The sequence below is a fragment of the Deltaproteobacteria bacterium genome (genome assembly GCA_022340465.1).
In the GTDB taxonomy this organism is placed as follows: Bacteria; Desulfobacterota; Desulfobacteria; order Desulfobacterales; family B30-G6; genus JAJDNW01.
The window spans coordinates 1-26,949 of the sequence record JAJDNW010000028.1 but is presented as its reverse complement, the minus strand read 5'-3'; the positions used below and the strand labels follow the sequence as shown (position 1 = coordinate 26,949).

The window sequence follows — 26,949 nt, the reverse complement described above, 5'->3', positions numbered from 1 at the left end:
TGAGATTAAGGAAAGGGTATGAAAACCATCCGTTTGGAAACACTGCAGGAATTTTTAGAAGATTTTGTGGCGGCCGAGGGGCGGAGGCGGGAGATGCCGGATTTCTGGCGGCCGCCCATACTGGCCAGCGCTCCGGCAGACGAACGCTTCGATATCCTGCCGGAGATTGCCATGGACGAGCACCTGCTGCCCCGGGACCTGCTGCCGACAGCCAAGTCCGTACTCGTGTTCTTCATTCCCTTTCAAAAGTGGCTCGTCCGGGAAAACCGGGGCGGGGAACGGCCCTGCAGAAACTGGGGACTGGCATACGTCAAAACCAATGAACTTATCGAAAGAGCCAGCAAGGCCTTGGGCGGCCTTTTGGAAAAGGAAGGGTTCCGCGTGGCTTTGACGCCGGCCACCCACAACTTCGACGAAGAAAAGCTGATGGCCCGCTGGTCCCACAAACATCTGGGGCATCTGGTCGGCCTGGGTCGCTTCGGGACGCATTGCATGCTGATCACCCCCGAGGGGTGCTGCGGGCGTTTCGGCAGCTTGGCGACCAATGCCGAACTGGGCGACCACCCGCTGGTGACAACCGCGGAGGCCTGCCTGTTGAAAGCCGGGAAGAAATGCGGCAAATGCATCCAGATGTGCCCGGTGGGCGCACTGGAAGAGGGAGCCTTCGACAGGCGGAAATGCTGGGAGCGGTTGAACGAAAACTACAGGGACCTGGAATACCTGGCGGATCTGCCCGGCACCACGGACGTCTGCGGGAAGTGTGCCGCCATGCTGCCGTGCAGTTTTGTAACCCCCGTCAAACCCCGTTCTCGGTAGATACCCGGGCCCATAGGACCCGGCACTGGTTTCACCCTGGAAGGGGGTTGGGCGCTTGATTATTTGTGCTATGTAGACCGGGGCTTCAGCCCTGAAAAAAACAAATCGCCTTATTCCGGAAGCCACTTAACACGTAATCACTTGACACGTAATCACCTGACACGGGATCAATTGACCCTCGGATCCTTGGCCCCTGGTTCATTAAACCGTGTATCGTACACCGTAAACCGAAGTCTGTGATTGCCTGCGGTTAATAATCATTCTCTGCGTTCCCTATGTTTTTCTGGCAACCGCTATACCTGCAACAAATCAGGTCGAGGCTTTCAATTTTTTTTTGTATTTTCGCAACATTTTCCATTGGCAATAGTGGGTGGGATTGGCCCGGGTGTGCTTCAAGGCCTTGGTGGCTGCTTTCATGTCCAGGCCTTTGCGCATGAGGTAGGCGGTGGCGAAGGTGCCGGTCCTGCCGACGCCGAAACGGCAGTGGATGAGCAGCCTGGACCCCCGGGAGAGGGCGCTGTCCATCCAATCGAAGGCGGCTTCCATGGCGTCCATGTCCGGAGCGCATTCGTCGGGAACCGGGAAGTAGTACACGTCGAAGCCGGCATCCATCTGGATTTCGTGCAGGTCGCAGAATTCGCCGCAAAGATTGACGATGGCATCGATGCCTTGCCGTTTCAGCGCATCCAGATCGGTCTGGACCATGGGAGCGTATCCCACGGCGATGTTTTCCGTGATCCATTTTAGCTGGTAGCCGCTCATGTCCGGCGTTTCAACCTCCGTTTAATTCCGATCTCATTTTAGGTCCGAGGAGCCGAAATGATAGCGCCCGTGCATGAAGGCGTCAACAAATCCGTCCACCATGCTTCGATCCTTGATAACCATGTCCAGTAGGGGCGAGGCTCCCAAGAGGCGCCCCACCATGTCCAGCGCCGTTAGACAGTCATCCGGTGCCGCCCCCTGCAGGCGGGCATCCACCAGATCGCTCTTGACGCTCACTTCGAAACCGATCCGTTGCAATACCTTTTTTAAGAAATCGGCCCGCAGCATCCGCTGCGACATGTCGGTGCCCCCGCCCGAAAAGCGGAACTGGACGAGGTTGTCTTCCGCCTCCCGCCCGCTGAGAGCATCCACGATGACGAAGTGGTAGCCGAACCTTAGATTCAGGTTCATGTAGCTCTCCGAGACGACGGCGTGGCTGGCGAACATGGTCGCATCCGGGCTGGCGATGCCGCCGGACATGACGATCCGGTCGTGGGCTTCCCAGTCGAAATGCCGGTGTTCCCACGGTATGTCCGGATGGGTCATACCCTCGAAAACAGCACGCATGGCCTTGTTGCGCACATTTTCGATCGTCACGGTCTTTTTGCCCGACTCGCCGTCCTCGAGGCCTCCCCCCACGTCCAAAACGAGAAACTGCATGGGGATGCGGGTGTCCAGTTTTCTGGCAAAACCGATTTTTCTGATGCGGTTTTCGGATATCTGAAACATTTCACGGACCGCGGTTTCATGGGAATACCGGATGATGTCGTGGTAGGATCGGCAGTACTGCGGGGCAAAGGTGACGGCTTCCGGATCGACCAGTTCCAGGGTGGAAACGAATTTCAACAGGTAGCGCATCTTGCGCAGAAAGGGGCTGTCCGCCATCAGGTCGCTTCGGGCACAGGCGCTCTCGAGCATCCGGTCGTGAATACCGGCATAGACCGATAGGGCGTCGGCATGCACGGTGACCGGATGCCCGTGCTCGAGCCGCCTGCCGGCGCTGCCGGTGTTCACCAGAGCCGGTGTTCCGAACTCCCGGGCGACAGAGGCCAGGTGGCCGGCGGCGCTACCCGTGTCGGTGACAATGGCGCTCAATCGGCTGATCACTTTTACGTACGCGGGAGAAGCGTTTTGCGCCACGAGAACGGCTTGGTCAGGCACCTTCGCCAGATCTCCGTCGACGGCAAGGTTAAAAACCGTTCCCCCGCCAATGCCCGATGCCGCCCGTTCCCCGCCTCTTAACAAAAGCGTGTCTTCGAACGCTGAAAAATCGCAGGTCGGGACGTTCTCCGGGCCGGTTCCCCTGCCAAGGGGCCTTGTCTGCAGAATCCAGAGGTCTCCCCGGGCGTCCAGAGCCCACTCGATGTCCTGGGGCTTTTGGAAATGATTTTCCAGCGCCATCCCCCACCCGGCAAGCCGTACGGCCGCGGCAGCGTCCAGGGAGGGGGCGTTCTGTTTGACATCGTCGAGGGTCAGGGACTGCAGTCGGCCTTTCGCTGCGCAGACCGTCTGTCGCTTTTTCTCGGCGGTCAGGCTTGCCACCATGCGGGGAGGGTTCTGCTTGGAGAGGGTGAAGATGTCGGCAGGCGACTCGCCGCCGACCAAACGCTCGCCAAGCCCCCAGATGGCATGGATCCGCAGGTTGCGGGCGGCGGGGTTGTCGATATCGGTGGTGTACATGATACCGCTGGCAGCAGCGTCGACCATGGGCAGAACGAGCACGGCCATTGCCGTTTCAAGGTCTGAAAATCCGTAGCTGATGCGATAGTGGAGCGCTTCCGGGGCATATTTGCCGGCGATGATGCGTTTGTAGGCGTCGAACAGGTTCGCCCTGGCTACATTGAGAAGGGTCTTGTACTGGCCGGCAAAAGAAGCCGTGGAGTCCTCCCCGACGGCGCTGCTGCGCATGGCGACGCCGCATCCGCCTGTATCGGAATCCGCAAGGGTGTGCCAGCTGTCGAGAACCGCCTTTTGCACCTCAGGCGGGATGTCGGCCTCCATGATCATCCGAACGATATCCCCGGACGTGGCCTCCAGCATGGCGGTATCGTCGATGTCAAGAGCGGCCAAGCGGTCATCGATCGGTTCCCGGAGGGCATTGCAAGCAATGAAGCGGTGATAGGCGTTGGTCGTAATGGTGAAGCCGTCGGGGACCGGGAGTCGCAACCCGTTTTTTACCAGACTCAGATTCAGCGCTTTCCCGCCGGTCAGTTCCAGATCTCCCGGACCTGTGGCGGACAGGCCCAGGGTGAAAGGCGTTCCGGGGTCGGGTGACCCCCGATCGGACATGAAGCGCACGTAGGCCTCGATTTTTTTGAAGAATGCCAGGAGGTCGGGGTAGGCGGCCGGGGATATGTGTGACATTTCCCGAACGATACCGGCCACCTCCCGGGAGAGGGCATCGCAGAGGCGTTCGACAGCGGAAAAGTCCTTTTTTACGTGGCCGTAGTAAATTTCCTCGAGCCCGGCCATGAGATCGTGGGCCTTTTTGTCGTGGGCCAGCAGCGATTTGAAAGCGGCGTATTTTTCCTTAAGCACCGTACCGGGCGCGAAAAGCTGATAGGTCCAGTATTTGAACAGTTTTCCGCTGAGCATCCGTGATTTTCCTCCGACAATATCTGATTCGGACGTTTCGCGTTGCATTGACTTCAGCGTTGCAACTGCGGGGTTGATTTTATTCCAGCATTTAAAACCTGGTCCTCCGGGCCAGCATTTTTTACTAAAGATAACACTTTCTTTTGAAGTTTAAACGGAAAGTTTCAAGGTTTATCTTGACGCTGCCGAAGCGTGTCACGTATAAAGCAGCATAACGCATTGAAAAAGCTAAAATAATAATTACATATTCCTGTATACTTGATAAGTTACCATATCCGGGCCCCAATCGGGGGGTAAAAAAGCCATCTTGATGCATCACAGGGGAAAATGGAACGCACCAGAAGAAGACTCAGTGCCATTCTCAGCGCCGATGCAGCCGGCTACAGCCGGCTCATGGCGGATAATGACGTTGCTACGGTCGATACGCTGACCCGCTACCGAAAAATCATGTCCGAGACCATATCGGCATTCAACGGCAGGGTGGTTGACTCGCCCGGCGACAACCTGCTGGCGGAGTTTGCCAGCACGGTGGATGCCGTGGAATGCGCCGTCAGCATTCAAGCGCGCATCGGGAATGAAAACGCCGGTCTGCCGGAGGCGCGTAAAATGCAATTTCGTGTGGGTATCAACCTCGGGGAAGTCATCATGGAGGATGAACGCATTTACGGCGACGGCATCAACATAGCCGCCAGGATCGAGAGCCGCAGCGAGCCCGGGGGCGTCAGTATCGCACGGAGCGTTTACGATCAGGTCCGCAACAAACTGGACTTTCAGTTCGAGTACACCGGCGAGCACAAGGTCAAGAACATCCCCGATCCGGTGCGCATTTACAATCTTGTCATGGGTCCGGGCACCATCAAGACAGCGGTGAAAAGCGAAGCGGCTGGCAACGATACCGCTTCGATTATCGTGCTGCCTTTTATCAACATGAGCGGCGACAAGGATCAGGAATACTTCAGCGACGGGCTTACCGAAGACCTGATCACCGATCTTTCCAAAATTTCCAACCTGTTCGTCATTGCAAGGAACTCCGCATTTACCTACAAGGGAAAAGCGGTCAACGTACAGGAAATAGGACGTGAAATGGGGGTCAAGTACGTGCTCGAGGGCAGTGTCCGCAGGGCGGGCGAACGGGTCCGCATCACCGCCCAGTTGATCGACGCCTCCTCCGGCGGGCACATCTGGGCCGATCGTTACGACCGGAACCTGGGCGATATTTTTGCCCTGCAGGATGAGGTAACCGGGAAAATCGTTTCCGTTCTGGCCGTAAAAGTCGGCGACGGTGAAAGACAGCGCATCTACGCACGCGACACGGACAACGTGGAGGCCTACGATTATTTCCTGCGGGGCCTGGAATACTACAACCGTTTTTCCAGGGAAAACAACCTCGAAGCGCGTGCCCTGTTTGCAAAGGCCATCGACTTGGACAACGGGTACGCTTCGGCCTATGCCAAATACGGCTGGACCTACCTGACGGAATGGATGATGGGTTGGTCAAACGACGAGCGTGCCGTGGGCAGGGCCAGAGAACTGGCCATCAAGGCCATCGCCCTCGGTGACACGGTGGGGTTCAGCTATTGCCTGCTGGGGCATGCCTACCTGTGGAATAAACAGCACGACAAGGCCCTGGAACTGTATAACGAGTTCGAAGCCCTCGATTATCCCATGGCCGAGGCCCTGATCGATTTCGCCACCGTGCTCAACTTTTCGGGCCTGCCCGAAAAGGCCATCGAGCTCCTTGAAAAAGCCCGGCGGCTGGATCCGCTGTTGCCGGTTTTCCACGCATTCAATCTGGGCCACGCCCAGTACCTGGTCGGAAGGTATGAGGAGGCCGTCACCTCCCTCAGGGAAACCCTGGTCCACAATCCGGAATTTTTCCCTGCCCGCTTTTACTTGATTGCCTGCTATGTCGCCTTGGGGAGGGAAGAGGCAATCAGGGGGGAAGTCGCCGAGGTCAAACGCAAGAGCCCCAATGCCAGCCTGGCCATGTGGGGGAAACGGCTGCCCTATAAAGATCCGAAAACCCTACGAGGTATTCTTGACGGGATGAAACGGGCGGGTTTTGCTTGAGGCGGACAGTCCTCGGAGATCGAGGGGGTATGGAAGCAATTGAAACCGAACGACCGATGGCTTGCATGCTGCGCATTAAGATTGGGCCCTAACGGTTCAAGTGAAATAGAATTGAGCTCATAGCTGACAGGTCATAGCTCATGGCACGCTATCAGCTATGCGCTTTTTTCCCACTTGGCCCCTCAGAGCCTCGAACCCATTATATCCCCGCCTTGTCGACCCCCCGTTTCAGCTGATCCAGACGGTCTTCCAGGCTGCCGGTGATGCCCGCGGAGATCCGCAGCAGCCCCTGCGACAGCCCCATCCTGGCTTGCTCCTCTGCGGATATTTCGGAGGATGTCGTGGCACTGGAACAGCTCATGAGCGTGTCGAAGTAGCCCAGGGAAACGGCGATATAGCCGAACTTTTCTTCATTCTGCAAAATATCCATCAACCGGTCCGCCTTTTTCCTGGTGGTGCAGTCCAGGGTGAGCATGCCGCCGAATCCGTAGCCTTCGTTAAAAAGCTGTTCGGCGAGATCGTGCTGGGCAAAAGACGGCAGGCCGGGATAGGTTACAGTCTTTCCTTTTTCGTGCAGGCACTCCGCCATGGCCATGGCCCGGCGGCTGTGCTCGCGCATGCGCACCGGGAGGTGGGGCAGGCGCTGAATGACATCGAAAGCCACCCTGGGATCCATGGTCGGCCCCAGCAGCATCAGGCGTCCCGTGTGCAGGTCCATGAGCTCGAGCACGAATTCCCGGCTGGCGCACACGGCGCCTGCAATCACGTCGCTGGCTCCGTTGATGAACTTTGTCAGCGAGTAGACCACCACATCCGCTCCCAGCATGAGCGGAGAAATGATCATCGGTGAAAACGTGTTGTCCACCACCAGGGAAGCATCGTTGCGGTGGGCCAGGGTGGATAAAAAGGGAATATCGGCTACTTTCAAGGTCGGATTGCCGACGGCTTCCGTGTAAAGGACTTTGGTGTTTTTCGTGAAAGCGGCTTCGACGGCTCCGTGGTCGGTGATGTCGACGAAGGTGGTGCGGATGTTCAGCTGCGGCAGTAGGTCGGCGAGCAAGGCGTGGCTGCCGCCGTAAATGGTGTCGCTGGCGACGATGTGGTCGCCGCTCCGGCAAAGCTGCATGATCGTGCAGGAGATTGCCGCCATGCCGCTGGCCGTGCAGATGGCGGATTTGCTGCCCTCCATGGAAGCGAGGTAGCGCGAAAGAACGTCGACGGTGGGATTGAAATGTCGGCTGTACAGAAAACAACCGCCTTTTTCAGGTGTGCGCACTCCCTTGAATATCTCCGGCATGGTTTCGGCATCCATGACGGTGAAGGTGGAGGAACGGGAGATGGACGGCGTCACGCCGCCGTGTTCCCCGAATTCCCTCCTGTCGTTTACCAGCATTTGTTCAGGATCGAAGCTTTGCATTTCTTGACCTCCCTTTTTCCTATATTTAGCATACAGGCGGCTTCGTTTGCAAGCAATGAAGCGCGTGATTTGCTATTGAATCAACGCTGTGGTATGTTCGGTGGAATAACACAGGTTATATGGTATAACTACATAAAATAATTTATATAATTAGTTTTTTTTCTTCTAAGGCGCTTTGTTCGGTTTTCTGAACCATTTATGAATCAAACCGCCCGTCCGGGTGCGGCCGTATAAATATAACCCACTGAAAAATAAGCATATGCCTCCGTCTATGCCTGTAGGCATGCTTTTTGCTAATTATGTCGGCATCAACGTCTAAAGTTAAGGAGGCGATATGCGTCGACGGTTAAGAAGCGGCATCAGCGCATCCTCGGGACTCGGCCTGAGTTCTTTTTCCAGGGACGAGCTCGATTCGATTCACTACGCAACGCTGCAGATTCTTCAGGACACCGGCATCAAAGTCATGGGTGAGGAAGCCCTGGAGGTGTTCCATGGCGGTGGGGCGCGTGTCGAACGGCACGACGGTTTCGGCATCGTTAAAATTCCCCCCTATCTGGTGGAGGACTCCGCTTTTTTTGCGCCGCACACGATGGTGTATGAAGGCCGGAACCCCGATGACGACTTCGTGGTTGAGCCCAACCGCGTCGGGTTCGCCACCTTCGGGGGGTGCATCAACATCGTGGACCCTTATACGCGTGCGATCCGCAGGGCCACCAAAAAAGACTGCGGTGAACTGATCAAGGTGTGCGACGCCCTGGAAGAGATCAGCGTGGCCACACGCTCCCTGAACGCCACCGACGTCATGGAGCGGGCACAGTCGGTTCACAATCTGGACGCGATGGTCAGAAACACGGGGAAGCATTTATTTCTCGGCGTCGATTCGGCCCGGTCCCTGGAGGTGATGGTCGAGCTGGCCTCGGCCGCTGTCGGGGGCCGGGACCTTTTCGATAAACGGCCGATATTCAGCGCCAGTGTCTGCCCCATCAGCCCGCTCACCCTGGGTAAAAGTGCCTGCGAGGTCATTCTGGCATGCGCACGACTCGGCATCGGCATGGTGGTTTTGCCCATGGCCCTGTCCGGCGGTACCTCGTCGGCTTCACTGGCCGGAACCCTGGTAACCCACAACGCGGAGGTGCTGGGCACCATCGTTTTGGCCCAATTGGTTAACCGGGGCCTGACCTGTACTTACGGCAGCACCAGCGCAATTTTGGATCTGCGGTTCGGCACATCGGCCATCGGATCACCGGAATACGGCATGATCAACGCTTCCCTGGCAAAGGTGGCCCAGTACTACCGTCTTCCCTCCTGGGTCGGAGGAGGCGCTTCCGACAGTAAGGAACCGGATATCCAATCGGGATACGAATTCTGCCTCAGCGCCACCTTGAGCGCACTCTCCGGGGCGAACATCGTTTTCGGTTCCGGCGTTCTGGAGCAGGGGATGACCATGGACTATGCCAAACTGCTCCTGGACGCCGAGATGCTGGGGATGATCCAAATCGCGCAAGGCGGCGTGGCCGTGAATGATGTGACCCTTTCCATGGACGTCATTCATGAGGTCGGCCCGGGCGGAGCCTACATCACACACGAGCACAGCCTGAGATCGATGCGCAGCCAATCACGCTCCAGATTGTTCGACCGCCGTTCGCGGGCCGACTGGTTGGAGATCACCCAGGGAAAAAGCATTATCGAGCGCGCCTATGAACGGGCCGTCGACATTCTTGAAAACCATGAACCCCATCCCCTTCCAGAGGGCGCATCCGAGACCATGCAGGAGATTGTGGACGCCTACGAAGAGGAGTTGTCAATGGACGGGAAACGTTGAAAGGAGGTGCCATGCAGCGCAGCATGAAAGCCGGCAAAAAGCGTAGCAGCGGGTTCAGTCTCAATCTGATGACCGACGACGAAGTCCACGAGATACATCTGGCCACCCTGCAGGTCCTGAAAAATACGGGTGTGTTCGTCGAAAATGAAAGGGCGCTCGAGATATTCCACGGCGCCGGGTGCAGGGTGGACACGAAAAGCAAGACGGTCAGGATCCCCCCGTTTGTCGTGGAGGACGCCATTCACACGGCGCCATCCACCTTCATCGCCTACGGCCGCATTCCTGAAAGCGACGTGGTGCTTGAAGACAACCGCGTGACGTTCACCAATTTCGGCGAGGGCATCATGTTCGTCGATCCGGAGACGGGCGACCATCGGGACACCACCAAGAAGGACATCGAGCAGGCGGCGCGGCTCATCGACTGCCTGGAAAACGTGGAAACCTACGAACGCGCCATGTGCTCTCATGACAAACCGCCGGAAGTGCAGGCGATCCACAATGCCGAGGCGTCCCTGACCAACACGACCAAGCACCATTGGCTGGGGCCGGTCAACGGATTCCAGCTGGAAAAGATCGTTGACATGTGCACGGCCATTGCCGGTTCCCGTGAGAAGCTGAGGGAGCGCCCCCTGCTTTCGTTCGCAACCTGCCCCATCAGCCCGCTCAAGCTGACGGATCACCACTGTGAGATTCTCATGGGAGCGGCCAAGCACGGTATGGGGGCTCTCGTCATCGGGATGGCGATGTCCGGCGGCTCAAGCCCGGTGCATCTGGCCGGGACCCTGGTGGTGCAGAACTGCGAGGTGCTCGCCAGCCTGGTATTGAGTCAACTGTGTGAAAAGGGTTCGCCCTTCGTGTACGGCAGTTCCACCTGTCCGCTGGATCTGCGGCGGGCGACGGCGACTGTGGGGTCGCCGGAAACCGGCATGATCAGCGCCGCGGTGGCCCGGCTGGCACGCTACTACAGTCTGCCGTGCTTCGTTGCCGGCGGATAGGGCGACAGCAAGGTGGTCGATGCCCAGTCGGGACACGAGAAGACCATTACAGGCATGTTGCCGGCGTTGGCAGGGGCCAACGTCATCTACGGCCTGGGAATGCTCGAAATGGGGATCACCTTCGACCTGACACAACTAGTCATCGACAATGAGATTGCCGAGATGATCAAATATGCCGTCAAGGGTATACCCGTCAACGACGAGACCCTGGCAGTGGATGTCATCACCGAAATGGGCATCGGCAAGGACTACCTCAGCCACGAAACCACTTACCGGAATATGGCGACCCAGTCCCGCGCCGAATTGATGGACAGGCGCATGCGGGAAGACTGGGAAGCCGACGGAAGCGCAGACATCTACAAAAGGGCGCACGACAAGATGACCGCTCTTCTGGAAAGCTATGAGCCTCCGGCGCTTTCGGGAAGCGTGCTGACCGACATCAGAGAGATCGTCAAAGAGGCCGAAAAAGAGCAGGGCGTGGGGTAATTTCCTGAATGGCCCGGGTCCGTAGAACCCGGCACTGGTTTCATCCTGGAAGGGTGTTGGTTGGATACGCTGGAATAGGTAAATCCTAAATCCCACTATCTCTGACTCGAACCAAAGGATCAGGATTTCAATATTTCATTAAATCGATACTTGAGAATATTAAATATAACTAATAGATAATAAAGGAAAAGAGGGAGTTTATGCAGATTTACGTTTGTGTGAAGCATGTTCCCGACACGGCGGCCAATATCAAGGTTACGGAACCGGCCGGATTCGATGAAACGGTCAAGTTCGTGGTCAACCCGTACGACGAATACGGGCTGGAAGAGGCCCTTCGGATTGTGGCCGGGAGCGGAGGCGGCGAGGTGGTCGTGGTGACGGTGGGAAAGGAAAGCGCCCTGGGCACGATCCGCACGGCCCTGGCAATGGGTGCCACAAGGGGCATTCTAGTCAAGACCGACAAGCAGTTTCTAGACGCGGCCGTCACAGCCCGTGCGCTGCAGGCGGCTATCCGGCAGGACGGAGAGCCTGACTTGATTTTTTCGGGCAAGCAGTCGGTGGACAGCGAAGGCATGCAGACACCCTACCGGCTGGCCGCCGCTTTCGACATGCCGGTGGTAACCGAGGTCGTAAACGTCGAATTGGGAGACGGCAGAGCCCTGGTGGAAAGCGAAGCCGGCGGGGGAATCAGGGAAGTCGTCGAGGTGCGCACGCCCTGTGTGCTCGGCGCCACCAAGGGGTTGAACGAGCCCCGCTACCCCAAGCTGCCCGACATTCTCAAGGCCAAAAAAAAAGAGGTCAAACAGTTCGAGCTGGCCGATTTGGGAATTGCCGACGCTTCCGGGAAAACCGAGATCCTCGAACTTGCCCAGGTGCCGGAGCGGAGCGGTGCGACCATGCTGGAAGGCGGGCCCCGCGAGGCATCCGAAAAACTGGTGTCCATTTTGAAGGGGGAAAAGGTTATTTAACTACCTTTCGAACAGGGAGATTGACATGGGAAAAACAGGCATTTTGCTTGAAACGGATAACGGAGAGGTCAAGGCGTCGAACTTCGGCGTCATCACGGCTGCGCGGGCAACGGGTGACGGTGAAATCATCGGGTTTGTGATCGGCGCCCCGGCGGAGGCTTGCAGAAAAGCGGTCCAGGCATACGGTGTGGGGCGGGTCGTCGAGATTGCGTCCGCGGCGGATCTGGAGATGCGCCCGGAGCTGCGGGCCAACGCCCTGGTCGAGGCCATGCGGCACTATGACATCTCCGCCCTGCTGGGCTTGAGCAGTACCGGTGGACGCGACCTGATGGCCAGGGTGGCGGCGGCCGTCGACGCACCGCTGGTCCTGGACTGCATCGGGGTGGATGTCCGGGAACAGGTCGTCAGCAAGTCGCATTTTTCGGGCAAGACCGTTGCAAAAATCAAGCTGTCCGGTGATATGTTTCTCTGCGGTCTGCGCCCCAATGTCATCGAGGCCGAACCGTCGGCGGTGACGGCTGAAACGGAGACCTACAACGCTTCGGCAGACGACAGCGGCAGATTGAGGATTGTCGAAACCAGGGGGGCCGCTTCGGGCGCAGTGGAACTGACCGAGGCCAACATCATCATCACCGGCGGCCGCCCCATGGGGTCGGCGGAGAATTTCGGAATATTGAGATCCTGTGCCGAGCAGCTCGGCGCGGCTGTGGGGGCCTCCAGGGCCGCCGTGGATGCCGGCTACGCCCCCCATTCCATGCAGGTGGGCCAGACCGGTAAAACCGTCAGTCCGAAGCTCTATATCGGGTGCGGCCTTTCAGGGTCCGTGCAGCATTTTGCCGGAATGAAGACCGCCAAGATCATCGTGGCCATCAACACCGACAAGGATGCCCCCATCTTCACCAAGTGCGACTACGGCATTCTGGGCGATCTTTTCGAGGTGGTACCGGCATTGACCGAAGTGCTTCAGGAGCAGGGATAGGGCTCTTTCACCCGTGTTCCGAAAGAATTATTTCGGAATGCATGGGTCATTTTCGAGCTATTGACAGATTTTTGGTAACAATTTTTTTTAACGGTATCCAGAGAGAGGGCGTTATGACAGAACAACTACCCAAGCACGCACAGGTCGTCATTATCGGCGGGGGCATCGTCGGCTGCAGCACCGCCTACCATCTAACCAAAATCGGGTGGAAAGATGTGGTCCTGCTGGAGCGCAAGGAGCTGGCATCCGGAACCACGTGGGCAGCGGCGGGCCTGGTTACACAGCTGCGCCAGAACCGGCAGCTTTCCGACCTGGCGAAATACGCCACCCAGCTTTACCCCAGCCTGGAGGCGGAAACCGGCGTAGCGACAGGCTATGTCAAGACCGGCTCGATTACCGTCGTCCGCGATGCGGAAAGACAGGCGGAGTGGAAAAGAGCCCAGGCAACGGCCAGGGCTTTCGACATCGAGGTTCACGAAATCAGCCCTGCCGAAGCCAAGAAAATGCTCTCCGGCCTGTATGTGGACGACCTGGTAACGGCATTTTACATCCCCGAGGACGGCCAAACCAATCCCGAGGACACCACCCAGGCCCTGGCCAAGGGAGCGCGCAACAACGGGTGCCGTATTTTTCAGAATACCAGGGTGACCGGCATCCAGGTAAAGAACGGAGCGGTGACCGGCGTCAACACGGAGAAAGGGGACATCACCTGCGAGTACGTGGTCAACTGTGCCGGCATGTGGGGCCGCGACGTCGGCGGGTTGGTCAACGTGAGCATCCCCTTGCACGCGGCCGAACACATGCATGCGGTGACGCTGCCGATCGACGGCTTCCCCGATGTGTTCCCGAGTGTACGCGATTTCGACGGTTATTCCTACTTCAAGTCCGAAATGGGCGGGATCCTGTTCGGGCTTTTCGAGCCGGTGGCCAAACCCTGGGGCATGCAGGGCATTCCCGAAAATTTCAAGTTCACCGAACTCCAGGAGGACTGGGACCAGTTCGAGCTCTGCTTGGATTGCGCCTTTAAACGGTTCCCGGACATTCAGGACGCGGAAGTGCGTCACCTGGCGGTCGTGCCGGAAAGTTTTACGCCGGACACGGCCTTCAATATCGGCGAGGTGCCGGGCGTCAAGAATTTCTTCGTGGGCTGCGGCATGAATTCCGTGGGCATCGCCAGTGCCGCCGGCGCCGGTTTCGCCCTCGCCCAGTGGATGGACCAGGGATATCCGGAAAGTGAACTCTGGCCGCTGGACGTCAAACGGTGGTTCCCCTGGCAGCGCAACCGGAAATACCTGTACGACAGGATCAAGGAGTCGGTGGGCGTGCTTTACCACCACCACTATCCAAACCGCCAGAAAGACACGGCCAGGCCGGTGATCTGTACCCCCATCCACGACCGGCTCAAGGAGAGGGGCGCCTGCTTCAGCATGGTTGCCGGTTGGGAGCGGGCCGACTGGTTCGCGCCCGAGGGCGTGGAAGCAAAGCATGCCTACAGCTGGCACCGTCAGAACTGGTTCCCGTTCCAGGCGGAAGAGCACATGGCCGTGCGGAACGGTGTCGGCCTGTACGACCTTTCGTCCATGGGCAAGCTCCTGGTTCAGGGGCGCGATGCAGAGACCGTGCTGCAGCGGATCTGTTCCAACGATGTGGCGGTTCCCGTGGGGAAAGTGGTCTACACGCCGATTCTGAACGCGAGGGGCGGTTTCGAAACCGACGTGACCGTGACGAGGATCGGCGAGCACGCGTTTTTTATTGTCACCGCGGCGGCGACGACCGTCCACGATTTCGATTATATACGGCGTCTGATTCCCGAAGATGCCGTCGCCACCATAACGGATGTCACCCACGGTTACGCCATGTTGGGAGTCATGGGACCCAAGGCCAGGGACCTGCTGTCCCGTCTGACCGGCGACGACCTCTCCAACGAAGGATTCCCCTATGCCACGGCAAGGGAAATCGACATCGCTTATGCCAGGCCGCTGGCCATGCGCATGTCCTATGTGGGTGAACTGGGCTGGGAACTTTACATCCCCACCAACTTCGTGCAGGGCGTATTCGATGCCATCATGGAGGCCGGGAAAGAATTCGGCCTCAGGCTGGTGGGAATGCAGGCGGTAAATTCACTGCGCCTGGAAACCGGATACCGGCACTGGGAATCGGACATCACCCCCGATGAAACCCCCTATGAAGCGGGGCTGGGATTCGGAGTCAAACTGGATAAGGGCGATTTCATCGGCCGCGAGGCTCTTGAAAAGGCCCGGAACGTGCCCCTGAAACAGAAATTGGTCATGTTCACCCTGAACGACCCCGAGCCCCTTTTGTATGTCAACGAACCCGTTTTCAGGGATGGCGAACACGTGGGTGAAATTTCCTCCGGCGCATACGGACACAAACTGGGATGCGCCGTGGGCATGGGGTATGTCAAGCATGCGGACGGAGTCACCAATGAGTGGGTCTCGGCGGGATCGTACGAGATCATGGTCGAGGGAAAGATGGTGCCCGCGACGGTGCATTTGAAATCCCCCTACGATCCCGACAATCGGCGCACGAGGATGTAATCCGATCTGAATGCCTGTTGAGAGAAAAACGGTCACCAACATTGAGTTAGCACGTTCATTGGCTTCGTTGCATTAGGGGGTTGGCAAACAAACTCAACAAGCACAACCAACGCAATGAACAGAGCCTTTCCAGGATGAGACCAGTGCCGGGTCCCAGGAACCCGGATATCTACTTTTACGGGGGGGGGAAATGAGTAAAATAATTACCAGAATGGGCGATGGCGAGCGGGTTGAAATGACCGAGGCAGAGGTCCAGCAGGACCTGGAAGACGGATCCCGGGATGCGGCGGAGCGCGCCAGGATACCACCGCTCGGCAGCGATGAGATCGCTTACCTGATGGCGTTGTACCGGCGGAAGGACCGGGTTGTGGGCGTCGAGGACAGCCGGGCCTGCTGCCTGTCCTATGACAATCAGACCTCCAAAATCGAACGCGCCCACATTCCTGTCAGCAAATTACAGCAGCTGATGCTTTTCGAGCGCTGCCTGGGAGCCGACACGCTCGAATTGACCCACATCGACTACAGCTTCAAGCAGGTCAAGCACGTGGTCATCTACGACAAGCCCAACATGGAGCAGGCGGTGCTTTCCACCATCGCACCGATTTTCTACGGGGCCATGCCCAACCTGGGCCTTTACAGCGTGCCAGACGGACCGGTGGCCAATCCCATGGACCTGATTCCCACAGACCGCATCGACGAGGCCCGCGAGTCTTATGAGCGGATGGTCGAATATGCGATCGCGGACATGGTTTACGTGGGCAGCCAGCTGTATGAATTCGGCGGGTGCGACGGCATCAATTTCGATACCACCGCCGCGTCCGGCGACGCCGAATTCTACGCAGCCTTGAAGGCGGCCGAGATTCTGCACGGAAAATACCCGGAGATGGGCATCGAAATGGGCATGTCGGGGGAGTTCATCCTGGGGATGCACGCCGAGATCGAGTACGACGGTGTCCGCCTGGCAGGCCTTTACCCGCACGAGCAGGTGAAGCTGTGCGAGAAAGCCGGCGTCACCATATTCGGGCCGGCCATCAACATCGTGACCAACCGGTCGCTGCCCTGGAACGTGACGCGTTCCATCACCTTCACCAAGGCCTGTTCGGAGGCATCGAGCATACCGGTGCACGCAAACCTGGGCATGGGGGTGGGCGGCGTCCCGCTGGTATTGCATCCGCCGCTGGACGCCCTTTCACGCGCATCCAAGGCCCATGTCGAAATCTGCCGGCTTGACGGGTTGTAGGTTGGCGTCGGCGACCCCATGGGGATGCATGCCGCGCATGCAATCGTTTCGGGGATGGGCGGAATGCGGACCGCCGGAGATCTGGTGGCACGCATGCAGCTGAACCGGGGAATGCGAATTGACGCGGCTAAAAGCTATGTGGCCGACAAGCTCGGGGTGTCCGTGCCCGATCTTGCGGATTCCGTGACCATGGCCGAACTGAGGGAGGACCTCGATATCGGTGTGGTTTGCGAAGCGCCGGGCGTGGCAAAGGGCATCGACGCCAAGTTCAGGATCGCCAAGCTCCTGGACCTGGACATCAACTGTGTGAACATGTTCAAGGAGAAAATCGGTATCAAATCGTATGATCCGGTATTTTGAGGGCAAGGGCGAAGTAGACGAGCTCATAGCTGACAGGTCATAGCTCATGCCACGCTATCAGCTATCAGCTATGCGCTTTGTGCCTTCGTGGTTGAAGCAGTCAGGCCTGCAGCCATTTTTTCCCGGCTGCACGACCGTATTCAAAAAAATGGCCGATCCGCTCTTCGGTTGAATTCAGCGGGATTTCACACCCCGAAGCCAGGATGTACCCACCGTTGTCAGGCGCGGCCTGTATGCATCCGTCAATGGCCGCTTCCATTTCTTCCGGTGTTCCGTCGGCAAAAAGACGGGTGGGGACATTGCCCATGACGACCGCTTTATTACCGGCAGCGGCCACGGCCTTATCCAGAGAAGAGGGGGCGTCCAGACTCAGGAAGCCGATGCCGGATTCCAGCACCTCCTCCACGATGGGGTCGATAAATCCGCAGATGTGCAGGCTCATCATGGCCTTGCGAGAGCGGAAGTGGCGACACAGGTCCGCGTGATAAGGGAAAATGAAGTCTTTGTACATCTTGGGGGAGATCAGGCTGCAGGAGGCGGAAGCCTCTCCCAGGGACGGCATGAAGCCCATGTCGATCAGTGTGTCCCCCAACTGCTTTACCACTTCGGTGGTGAAAGACATCAGATCGTGTACGAAAGGGGGGTCTTCGATACTGTCGATGAGGAACTGTTCCGCGCCCCTCAAATGCATGGCCAGATTCCAGGGTCCGGAGTGCCCAAGGCCGACGGAAGCTTCATGCCTGACTTCCCCGGCAATCCTTTCGCAAAGCTCCAGAAAATAGGGCAGGCGCGCATCCCTGCGCGGGTTCGGAACGCGGAGACCGGCAAGCGCTTTTTTTTCATGCAGGAGGGGCCCTTTGGGATGTGAAATGGCGTCGTCCGGGAATTCCAGTTCACACCCCAGGGCTTCTAGTTCCAGATAAATATCGTTGTAGACGATGAGACTGTCCGGATGGAACCGGTTGTAGAAGGCGAGATGGGAACGGGCGCTTTTTCCGGCGTTCATGAGAATCTCCCGTATCGAATATCCCGCCATTTTGGCGCAGTAGGGACCGACGAGAAGGGTGGTGGGGATGCGGTCCAGGTACTTGCGCAGGATAGCCGCCAGCATGTATTTTTTTCCGGGGGTGGCACGATTCTTTTCAGACAATTGACAACCTCCTTTATTCCAGCATAGAAGACCCGGTCCTCTGGGCCATATGGAGATATCTGGATATGCCGGCAATATCGACAGCAAAATTCCAAGCACGAAAACCCAACAGCATGGCATCAACGTGGATATTGGACATTCGTTTTTTCTTTTTAAATAACCGATAATCAAGTGTCCAACACCCTGACAGGGTGAAACCAGAGCCGGGGCCTACGGGTCCGGGTATCTCCTTTGCAGGGTCGAGATGCTTAGTCCCGCTATAGATCCTGGCAGCAGGCATGTCAACCTCAACGTTGCAGCAGTGGCGTTGGTTGATAAGGAGTCGTTGCACGGAGATGGTTGAGCTTTTGCACCGGTCGTGGTAAATCCGAGGTCAGGGGTCAGAGGTCGGAGGTCAAGGGCGATTGAACCGCATCTTACGTTTCACGATTTACGGTTCAGGGCAAAGGACATAGGGCGCTAAATGCCTCTTAACACGCAATCACTTAACACCTGACACTGTATCACTTGAACACTCTCATTCCCTGTGTGGGGCATTAAAGGGGGGCGGAAATCATGAAATACGCACTGACATGCATCATCGTGGCTTTATGCCTGTCTTCGGCGGTTCAGGCCGCCGAACCTTACGGCGGCAAGTTCAACTCCTTTACCTTTTCCATCGGGGGATACTGGCCCCATGCGGACCTGGAAGGCGAGGGTTACAAATCGGGCGGGAATTTTGCAGCCACCTACATGCGTGCATTCCACGACTGGTTCGGATTCGGATGCGGCACGCACACTTACGTATCGCAGAGCAAGAAAAAGACGGCCGACATCGGCGACGGCGACTTTAGCGCTATGGGCATTGAGATGATGCTTTTTGCACAGCCGAATCACTGGCGGATACAGCCCTATATCGGCCTCGGCCCTGCCCTTTACTTCAATTTCATCGCATATGAAGACGACACCGATCATGACGACGTCGAAGAATCCGGCGCCGGTTTCGGGGGCGTCTTGAAAGCCGGCGTGCGCGTTTTTGTTACCGATCGGTTTTTCAGCGGGATGAGTGTCAAGTTTTTTTCGAATCGGTGGAACCTCGATATCGATGAAAACCGCGATAAAACGTACGATTTCGGTGGCGGGGTGTTGGCGTTCGAACTCGGTTTTACGTTCTAGGCGCCTTCATCGCCGAGAATCGACTGCAGGGTGCTTTCTCCGATGCCCATGCTGAAGCGGATGCCCATGCCTTCGGGGCCGGACCAGACAACCTCTCCCACAATCTTGATGGTGGTTTCATCTCCGAAAAGCGGTATGGACACGAGAATGCTTTCACCCACAGGCACTTTCCGGTCCGACTGGATAAAAACGCCCCAGGAATTGATGTCCTGAATATAATCGATGTAGTTCAATCCCTGAATAGCATATCCGACCTGCTTGACACAGGCATGCCGGTTTTCCCGGCGGCGTTCCCGTCCCATGGTATGCCCTCCTGATCGGAATATAATTTCATCAAACGCTATAGTTGAACATGATTCGCCGTTTTTGTCAAAATGTTGGTGAAGATTTCCAGAGGAAGCCCACCCATAGGGGGACGACAGGAAAATATCACCGAGTAACGATATAATCCCTTGACATAATTATTTAAAACTGCCATTTGTAATAGAAAAATAAATACCTGAACATAAATTATAGGAGATTATCGCACTATGGCACTAACAAAGGCGGACATCATCAATGCGGTCCAGACGGATGCGGGCTTCACCAAACACCAGAGCACCGAGATAATCGAAGGGCTGATCGAACTGATCAAAAGCAAATTGGAAAACGGCGAAGACGTTCTCATCAGTGGTTTCGGAAAGTTCTGCGTCATGGAGAAGGGAGAAAGGCGCGGTCGAAATCCCGCGACCGGGGAGGACCTGATGCTGGCGCCCAGGCGGGTAGTCACGTTCAAATGCTCGGGCAAGCTGCGTGACAGAATCAACTGATCCAGCCCTTTGGCCCAACCCGTCTGAAATGATGCCTGCATCGGCCTGAACGGGCTTTTCTCCCGTGGGCGCCTTTTCCGTTCACAGGTATTCCGCCGCCTGAGGCAGGGGAGACAACCACCGCCATGCAAGTCATAGCATGGGCAAAGCCACGTGACGGCCGGCACCCCACGGGGAACGGCCGGGCCAGGCTGTTTCCTGTAACTTCCTTCATAAGCCGCCGACTCAACCGGTGAGAATTGAAACAAATCGGCGGAGGCAGTCCAGGCCCCTTCGAGGGGCCTTTCTCATAGGTTCGGTTCTAACGCAGATCGCTGATTGCCGTGAAGAACAAACGGTGACAAGAAGAGCGCCACGGGTGGTGATCTTTTCGATCGGGGCTGCCGTTAGATCTTCTCTATATCCGCCTCCCACGTACAGTCCACGCAGTCCTTAACCGTCTGATAAGCCGGGCAGAGGTCCGCATAGACATCCAGGACACGCCTCGCTTTTTCGATCAGGGATTCGGGTGCTTCGAAGGAATATTTTAGGCGAATCCTCGTTATTTTGAGTACACCGTTCACGGCTTCCACATCACCTTCCACATCGGCCGTCAGATTTTCAGCCGCTTTTATACCGCGCGCATCCAGCGCGCCGGCGAGGGTTCCGGTCAGTCAGCCGGCAACGCCGGCAACAATGTAATCGAGCGTTGCCGGATAATCCGGCCCCTCCAGCTTCCGGCCGTATTTGTCCTGGTAGAAATCTTTGATTCCGCCATGAATTCCGAAATGGATCGGTTCGTCGAAACCCTTCAGGAGTGCCGTGCGATGGGCCCCTGCGTGTTTTTTAATCTTGAAGTAGCTGGTGTAGGCAACTGTCATGGGAGACCTCCTTTGATGCGTTAACGGCGAGGTGCGATTATAAACCTTTTTTTCACGGGATGCCACATTTAATTGATATGGATGCTCCGGCGACGATTTTGCATAAAATCGACAGTTTTTGCTTTCATCCGATAGCAATTCGTGAGAGAAAACGGAGTATCGAAGCTGCTCCGTTCAGATAAAGGAGGTACCCATAACGCCGTTTCTACTGGTCATGATCGGGTTGTGGGTACTGAACATCGTTCTTTCATCCATGCTCAAAGAGTCGCGTGTGCTTGCAGAAAGGACTGATAGCGAGTAGGTGCAAAAGGGCACCACTCGGTATTCGGTTGTCCGTATTCAGAAACAGAAGGTAAGAAGGTGAGAACGTGAGAAATTTTCAGCTGCCCGGACGATCACCGGTGTATGCGGCCAACGGCATGGCGGCAACCTCCCACCCCTTGGCCACGATGACGGCGCTGCAGATATTGATGAAAGGCGGCAACGCCATGGACGCCGGCCTGGCGGCCTGCGCCGTGCAGGGCGTGGTGGAGCCGCAGTCCACAGGCATCGGTGGAGACTGTTTTGTCCTCTATGCCCCCGGCGGCAAGGGGCCTGTCGTCGCGTACAACGGGTCGGGCCGGGCCCCCTTGGCGGCGAGCGTGGCATGCTTTCGGGAACAGGGCATCGAAAGCATCGGGGAACACTCTCCCCATGCCGTAACGATTCCGGGGGCCGTGGACGCCTGGGTGCGCCTTGCAGCGGACCACGGAACCATGGGACTGGACCGACTCCTGCAACCGGCCATCCGGTTTGCAAGGGATGGCTACCCGGTCCATCCACGGGTGGCCTTTGACTGGGGGCAGGCGGTGGACACGCTGTCCCACGACAGGACCACGGCAGCCGTTTATTTAAAAGGCGGCGCTTCCCCCAGACCCGGCGACACGCACCGCCAGCCGCTGCTGGCCCGAACCCTGGAAAAAATCGCCGCCGAGGGGAAAGACGGGTTTTACAGGGGATCGGTGGCCAGGGACCTGGTGACCTACCTGAGGCGCATGGGCGGGCTGCACACTCTGGAGGATTTTGAAAAGGCCGCCGGTGAGTATGTGGTGCCGATTTCCACGCGTTACGGCGGGTATGAACTCTTCGAGTGCCCGCCCAATGGCCAGGGGATCACGGCGCTGATCATGCTCAACCTGTTGTCACAACTCGGACGGGCACAAAGCGGTGATCCGCTTTCGGCGGAGCGATTGCACCTGGAGATCGAGGTCGCCAGGCTGGCCTACCAGGAGAGAAACCGCTATGTGACGGACCCGGCCAAGGAGACGGTGCCCGTGTCCGCCCTGCTTTCGAGGGAACACGCCCGGCATCTGGGTGGGTTTTACAACCGGGAGAAAGCCATGCAGCGCCTGCCCGCTGTCGACCTTCCCGAGTCCGGTCTCCCGTCCCACGGCGACACGGTGTATCTCTGCGTAGTAGACAGGCACCACAACGCCGTCAGCATGATCAATTCCATTTTTCAATCTTTCGGCAGCGGCCTGACAGGTCCCGAGTCGGGCGTGCTGCTGCAAAACCGCGGCGTTTCGTTCTGCCTCGACCCGTCGCACGCCAACTGCATCGCGCCGGGAAAGCGCCCCATGCACACGATCATTCCGGGCATGCTGAAAAAAGAGGACCGTGTCGTCATGCCTTTCGGCGTCATGGGCGGGCAGTACCAACCCGCCGGGCAGGTGCACGTGTTGAGCAACATGATCGACTACGGCCTGGACGTCCAGGCGGCCATCGACCTGGCTCGCGTGTTTCCCCTTTTCGAAGGTGATGTGGAGGTGGAGGACGGCGTCCCCGACGCTGTGAGAAGCGACTTGACAGGACGGGGGCATCGTCTGGTCAGACCCGAAGAACCCATCGGCGGCGGACAGGCCATCTGGATCGACTGGGAAAGGGGCGTTCTGATAGGCGGGTCGGACCCCCGCAAGGATGGATGCGCTTTGGGGTATTAAGAAATTACCGCGAAGTGGATAATTTGTCGACGCTCTTTATATGTTTATATTTGTATGGGTTTGTCTCGAATATGAAGATATAAAGGGCGTCCGCCTAATATCGACAACAAATCAGCCGGGCCATTCGCAGGTCCGGCCGATTTGTTGTCAGTACATGGCCTCGATCAGGTCGCCGAAGGCCTCGTTGATGAACTTGCGTTTCACCTTCATGGTGGGGGTCACCTCCCCGTCTTCCTCGTAGAGCTTCTTGGGCAGAATGGTAAACTTCTTGATCTGCTCAACACGGGACAGGGACGCATTGACCGCCTTGATCTCCCCTTCGATGAGGTTCCGGACCTCCTCGCTTGCCGTCAGATCCCCGTAGGTGGAAAACTGGACCTTGTTGTCCTGGGCGAACTTGACCACGTTGTCTTCGTCGATGATGATCAGACAGCTCAGAAACTTGCGCTTGTCGCCGATGACCACGGCGTCGTTGATGTAGAGGCTGGCCTTCATCTTGTTTTCGATGTACTGCGGGGTGATGTTCTTGCCGCCGGCGGTGACGATGATGTCTTTCTTGCGGTCGGTGATGGTCAGGTAGCCGTTTTCGTCGATGCTGCCCACGTCGCCCGAGTGCAGCCACCCGTCCACGATGGTTTCGGCGGTCGCCTCGGGGTTGTTGTAGTACCCCTTGAAGACACCCGGCGACTTGACCAGAATCTCGCCGTCTTCGGCGATCTTTATCTGGACCCCTTCCAAGGGGGTGCCCACGGTGCCGAACTTGACTTCGCCGATTTTAGAGGTGGTGGTGACGCCTGTGCCCTCGGTCTGACCGTACCCCTCGACCAGATTGACGCCGATGGAGTGAAAGAAGTGCAGGATTTCCGGTGCGATGGGGGCGGCGCCGGAATAGGCCACGCGGAAGCGATCGAAGCCCAGGCGTTCCTTGAGCTTGCGGAAGACGACAAAGTGGGCCAGTTTGTACTGCAGCGCCAGCATGGCCGGCACGGGTTTGAAGTCCATGATCAGGCTGGCGCGTTTTTTTCCTACGTTCAGGGCGTAATTGAATACCTGGCGTTTGAACCAGGTGGCGTCCGCCATGCGGATCATGATAGCGGAATAGTACTTTTCCCAGATGCGCGGCACGGCATGACCGACCGTGGGGGAAATTTCCACCATGTTGTCGGTCACCGTTTCCAGGCTTTCGATGAAGTTGACGATGTGCCCCACGTCCATGTGCGCCAGCACGGTGAAGAGCTGTTCGAAGATGTGGCAGAGCGGCAAAAAGGACATGATTTCATCGTTGTCGAACATGGGGTTGTTGGACGTGATGGCCGTTCCCATCCAGACGCAGTTTTTATGGGTGAGCATGGCGCCTTTGGGGGGGCCGGTGGTGCCCGAGGTGTAGATGAGCACGGAAAGGTCTTCCGGCCCGATTTCCCGGATGCGTTTGTCCAGCCGTCCCGGGTGGGCCTGCATCTCCTTTTCGCCCAATTCCAGCAGATCGTCGAAGGTCATGACCTTGGGGTCTTCAAATCCCCGCAGCCCTTCGGTGTCCCAGACAACGACCTTTTCAAGGGTTGTCGCCTCGTCCTTGAAATGCAGCCACTTGTCCAGTTGTTCCTCGTTTTCCACGAAAAGCACCCTGGAATTGGAATTGGAGACCACATACGCCACCTGCTGCCAGGCATTGGTGGCATACACGCCCACCGTGGCCGCGCCGCAGCACTGGATCCCCAGGTCGGCGTAGACCCATTCCGGACAGTTGTCGCCGATAATCGAGGCACAGTCGCCTTTCGCAAGACCCAGGGCCATCAAGCCGTAGGCCACGCAGGACACCCGGTGGTCGTAATCGTTCCAGGTGATGTCGTGCCACAGGCCGAATTCCTTTTTGCGCATGGCCACCCGATCGCCCCAGCGGGCAACCGCTTCCTTGAACTTGGCCGGAACCGAGTAATTGTCACTGTCAGTCATATTATTTTGCCCTAAAACTGAATTTCCAATATCCAATCATTAATATAGTGGCGCAGCCACGGTCACTAAAAGCGTGGCACGCGCTTTTAGCGCCAGGCCTTCTTCCGCTTCCAGCGCTGGTAGCCCTTGGCGGAGGCTTCCGACTTGACGCCCATGTAGAACTCCTTGACGTCCTTGTCCTCCATCAGATCGCACGATTTTCCCTTCATGACGAAGCGTCCGTTTTCCAGGATCAGGCCGGTCTGGGAGACTCCCAGAGCCATCCTGGCGTTCTGCTCCACCAGCAGGATGGTGACCCCCTCGCCGTTGATGGTCTTGATAATTTCGAATATCTCTTTTACCAAAATCGGCGACAGCCCCAGGGAAGGCTCGTCCAGAAACAGCAATTTGGGACGGCTCATCAGGGCCCGGCCGATGGCCAGCATCTGCTGCTCGCCGCCGGACAGGGTCCCGGCCCACTGGTTGATGCGCTGTTTCAAAATGGGAAAATAGTTGAAAACACGGTCGAAATCGGCATCGACGCCCTGTTTGTCGTTGCGGATGTAGGCCCCCATCATCAGGTTTTCCCTGACAGTGAGCTCTTCGAACACCTCGCGTCCCTCCGGGACCAGCGTGATGCCCATCCGTACGATTTTGTCGGTGTCCAGGCCGTCGATGCGCCTGCCGTCGAACTCGATGGTGCCTTTGTCGGGCTGGTCTTCGATGAGGCCCATGACCGTTTTCAGGATCGTGGATTTGCCGGCGCCGTTGTTACCCAGAATGGCGGTGATGCTGCCTTCTTCGACGGTGAGGGACGCCCCCCGGATGGCATAAATCAGGTCGTAATAGGTTTCGATGTTTTTTATCTCAAGCAGCGCACTCACCTTCGTCTTCTCCTAAGTAGGCTTTTAGTACTTCCGGGTGTTTCTGGACATCTTCAGGCTTGCCTTCGGTGATGGGGCGCCCGAAGTTCAGGGCCAGGATGCGGTCGGAGATGTCCATGACCATGTTCATGTCGTGCTCGATCAGCAGGATAGTGATGCCCAGCTCGTCCTGGATGTCCTTGACCCAGAAGATCATGTCCTGCTTTTCTTCCGAGTTCATGCCGGCGCAGGGTTCGTCCAGAAGCAACAGCTCCGGCTCCAGTGCCAGCGCCCGGGCGAGTTCGATCTGCTTCTGCGTGCCGTAGGGCAGCCCGCCCACGAGCTTGTCCCGGGCCGCCTGCAGATCCAGAAAGTCGATAATCTCCTCCACCTTCCTGCGGTGGACCACTTCCTCCTTGCCGGCAAAGGAGTTTTTGCCCCACAAAAAGGCGCCGTGGAACAGGCCGGTCTTCATATAGAGGTGCCTGCCCAGCATGATGTTTTCCATGGTGTTCATGTTGTTGAACAGCTCGATGTTCTGAAAGGTGCGCGCGATACCGGCCTTGGCCACCTGGTCCGGTTTCTTGCCCCGGATGTTTTTCCCCTTGAAGGTGATGCTGCCGGCGCTGGGCTGGTAAATGCCGTTGATGCAGTTGAAGAGGGTGGTTTTGCCGGCGCCGTTGGGACCGATGATCGCGTACACCTCGCCCTTTTCGACGGCAAACGATATGCCGTCCAGAGCCTTGAGCCCGCCGAACTGGATCGCCAGGTCTTTGATTTCGAATAATGCCATGCGTGTTACCTTTGGGGAGATTCGCGGTTCGCAAGAGTGAAAGGGGTGAAGGATCGATCCCTTCACCCCTTCGAGCTTCAAACGATCAGTGCTGCATGGGAATGTACGTCGTCTTGATCCAGTTGGTCAGGATCTTGGCGGTTCCATCCGGCATGCATTGATTCAGAAAGATTTCCTGCTGCCCGATGCGTGTCAGCGGGTCGTCGGCCTTGAACGGCTTGTAGGTGACGTGTCCCATGATGCCCTGGAAGTTTTCGAGTTTTTCCATTTCCGCGATCACTTTTTCGCGGGTCAAGTCGCGGCCGACACGCCGCAGGGCCTCGACAAAGGGCTCCACATA

At 57.4% G+C, this 26,949-nt stretch carries 20 protein-coding genes and 2 pseudogenes; 11 read left to right on the top strand and 11 right to left on the bottom strand.

Annotated features, from left to right (window positions below; all coding sequences use genetic code 11):
• The first annotated feature begins 18 nt into the window (after positions 1–18).
• The gene (locus LJE94_05145) at positions 19–816 is read left to right on the top strand and encodes an epoxyqueuosine reductase (protein ID MCG6909493.1); all 798 of its coding nucleotides are present in this window, start codon (positions 19–21) and stop codon (positions 814–816) included.
• A 309-nt stretch (positions 817–1,125) separates the two neighbouring features.
• On the opposite strand, the gene LJE94_05140 is transcribed toward LJE94_05145, so the two are convergent.
• Positions 1,126–1,578 (bottom strand): dual specificity protein phosphatase family protein, encoded by a 453-nt coding sequence (locus tag LJE94_05140; GenBank protein MCG6909492.1) that lies wholly within the window; start codon positions 1,576–1,578, stop codon positions 1,126–1,128.
• Between the two features lie 33 nt (positions 1,579–1,611).
• Positions 1,612–4,173: a hypothetical protein gene (locus LJE94_05135; GenBank protein MCG6909491.1), complete on the bottom strand. Its 2,562-nt coding sequence runs from the start codon at positions 4,171–4,173 to the stop codon at positions 1,612–1,614.
• Positions 4,174–4,500: 327 nt separating this feature from the next.
• Here LJE94_05135 and LJE94_05130 point away from each other — a divergent pair, with 327 nt between their 5' ends.
• Positions 4,501–6,243 (top strand): adenylate/guanylate cyclase domain-containing protein, encoded by a 1,743-nt coding sequence (locus LJE94_05130; GenBank protein MCG6909490.1) that lies wholly within the window; start codon positions 4,501–4,503, stop codon positions 6,241–6,243.
• A 199-nt stretch (positions 6,244–6,442) separates the two neighbouring features.
• Here LJE94_05130 and LJE94_05125 read toward each other — a convergent pair whose 3' ends face one another.
• Positions 6,443–7,660: an aminotransferase class I/II-fold pyridoxal phosphate-dependent enzyme gene (locus LJE94_05125; GenBank protein MCG6909489.1), complete on the bottom strand. Its 1,218-nt coding sequence runs from the start codon at positions 7,658–7,660 to the stop codon at positions 6,443–6,445.
• Positions 7,661–7,994: 334 nt separating this feature from the next.
• On the opposite strand from LJE94_05125, the gene LJE94_05120 reads away from it, so the two are divergent.
• From LJE94_05120 to mtbB, 6 genes and pseudogenes are all read left to right on the top strand, one after another.
• Positions 7,995–9,482: a trimethylamine methyltransferase family protein gene (locus LJE94_05120; protein ID MCG6909488.1), complete on the top strand. Its 1,488-nt coding sequence runs from the start codon at positions 7,995–7,997 to the stop codon at positions 9,480–9,482.
• A gap of 23 nt (positions 9,483–9,505) precedes the next feature.
• A pseudogene (locus LJE94_05115) lies at positions 9,506–10,963 on the top strand (trimethylamine methyltransferase family protein).
• A gap of 200 nt (positions 10,964–11,163) precedes the next feature.
• On the top strand, positions 11,164–11,931 hold the full coding sequence (locus LJE94_05110) for an electron transfer flavoprotein subunit beta/FixA family protein (protein MCG6909487.1): 768 nt from the start codon (positions 11,164–11,166) through the stop codon (positions 11,929–11,931).
• Positions 11,932–11,956: 25 nt separating this feature from the next.
• Positions 11,957–12,910: an electron transfer flavoprotein subunit alpha/FixB family protein gene (locus LJE94_05105; protein MCG6909486.1), complete on the top strand. Its 954-nt coding sequence runs from the start codon at positions 11,957–11,959 to the stop codon at positions 12,908–12,910.
• Between the two features lie 113 nt (positions 12,911–13,023).
• Entirely contained in the window at positions 13,024–15,468 is a 2,445-nt protein-coding gene (locus LJE94_05100) for an FAD-dependent oxidoreductase (protein MCG6909485.1), read from the top strand.
• Between the two features lie 190 nt (positions 15,469–15,658).
• Positions 15,659–17,068, top strand: a pseudogene (gene mtbB / locus LJE94_05095) ([dimethylamine--corrinoid protein] Co-methyltransferase).
• Between the two features lie 100 nt (positions 17,069–17,168).
• On the opposite strand, the gene LJE94_05090 reads toward mtbB, so the two are convergent.
• Positions 17,169–18,218, bottom strand: a complete 1,050-nt coding sequence (locus tag LJE94_05090) for a uroporphyrinogen decarboxylase family protein (GenBank protein MCG6909484.1) — start codon at positions 18,216–18,218, stop codon at positions 17,169–17,171.
• Positions 18,219–18,773: 555 nt separating this feature from the next.
• On the opposite strand from LJE94_05090, the gene LJE94_05085 reads away from it, so the two are divergent.
• Positions 18,774–19,373, top strand: coding sequence for an outer membrane beta-barrel protein (locus tag LJE94_05085; protein ID MCG6909483.1), 600 nt, complete (start codon positions 18,774–18,776; stop codon positions 19,371–19,373).
• Here the strand turns inward: LJE94_05085 and LJE94_05080 are convergent.
• Complete coding sequence (locus LJE94_05080; protein ID MCG6909482.1) at positions 19,370–19,675, bottom strand: PilZ domain-containing protein; 306 nt, start codon at positions 19,673–19,675, stop codon at positions 19,370–19,372. The genes LJE94_05085 and LJE94_05080 overlap by 4 nt on opposite strands.
• Positions 19,676–19,903: 228 nt before the next feature.
• On the opposite strand from LJE94_05080, the gene LJE94_05075 reads away from it, so the two are divergent.
• A complete protein-coding gene (locus tag LJE94_05075; protein MCG6909481.1) occupies positions 19,904–20,182 on the top strand; it encodes an integration host factor subunit alpha in 279 nt (92 codons plus the stop codon).
• Positions 20,183–20,568: 386 nt separating this feature from the next.
• Here the strand turns inward: LJE94_05075 and LJE94_05070 are convergent, their stop codons facing one another.
• Together LJE94_05070 and LJE94_05065 are read right to left on the bottom strand one after the other, a co-directional pair.
• Positions 20,569–20,811 (bottom strand): OsmC family protein, encoded by a 243-nt coding sequence (locus LJE94_05070; protein ID MCG6909480.1) that lies wholly within the window; start codon positions 20,809–20,811, stop codon positions 20,569–20,571.
• A gap of 24 nt (positions 20,812–20,835) precedes the next feature.
• Complete coding sequence (locus LJE94_05065) at positions 20,836–21,042, bottom strand: hypothetical protein (protein ID MCG6909479.1); 207 nt, start codon at positions 21,040–21,042, stop codon at positions 20,836–20,838.
• Positions 21,043–21,410: 368 nt separating this feature from the next.
• Between LJE94_05065 and ggt the strand changes: the two genes are divergently transcribed.
• Complete coding sequence (ggt, locus tag LJE94_05060) at positions 21,411–23,021, top strand: gamma-glutamyltransferase (protein MCG6909478.1); 1,611 nt, start codon at positions 21,411–21,413, stop codon at positions 23,019–23,021.
• Positions 23,022–23,168: 147 nt separating this feature from the next.
• Here the strand turns inward: ggt and LJE94_05055 are convergent, their stop codons facing one another.
• The 4 genes from LJE94_05055 to LJE94_05040 form a co-directional block, all read right to left on the bottom strand.
• Positions 23,169–24,974 (bottom strand): AMP-binding protein, encoded by a 1,806-nt coding sequence (locus LJE94_05055; GenBank protein MCG6909477.1) that lies wholly within the window; start codon positions 24,972–24,974, stop codon positions 23,169–23,171.
• Positions 24,975–25,060: 86 nt separating this feature from the next.
• The gene (locus tag LJE94_05050; protein ID MCG6909476.1) at positions 25,061–25,837 is read right to left on the bottom strand and encodes an ABC transporter ATP-binding protein; all 777 of its coding nucleotides are present in this window, start codon (positions 25,835–25,837) and stop codon (positions 25,061–25,063) included.
• Positions 25,821–26,609 carry an ABC transporter ATP-binding protein gene (locus LJE94_05045; GenBank protein MCG6909475.1) on the bottom strand — a complete coding sequence of 263 codons (789 nt, stop codon included), beginning with the start codon at positions 26,607–26,609 and terminating at the stop codon, positions 25,821–25,823. The genes LJE94_05050 and LJE94_05045 overlap by 17 nt, the downstream gene beginning before the upstream one ends.
• 85 nt (positions 26,610–26,694) lie before the next feature.
• A partial coding sequence (locus LJE94_05040) for an ABC transporter substrate-binding protein (GenBank protein MCG6909474.1) occupies positions 26,695–26,949 on the bottom strand: 255 nt, incomplete at its 5' end.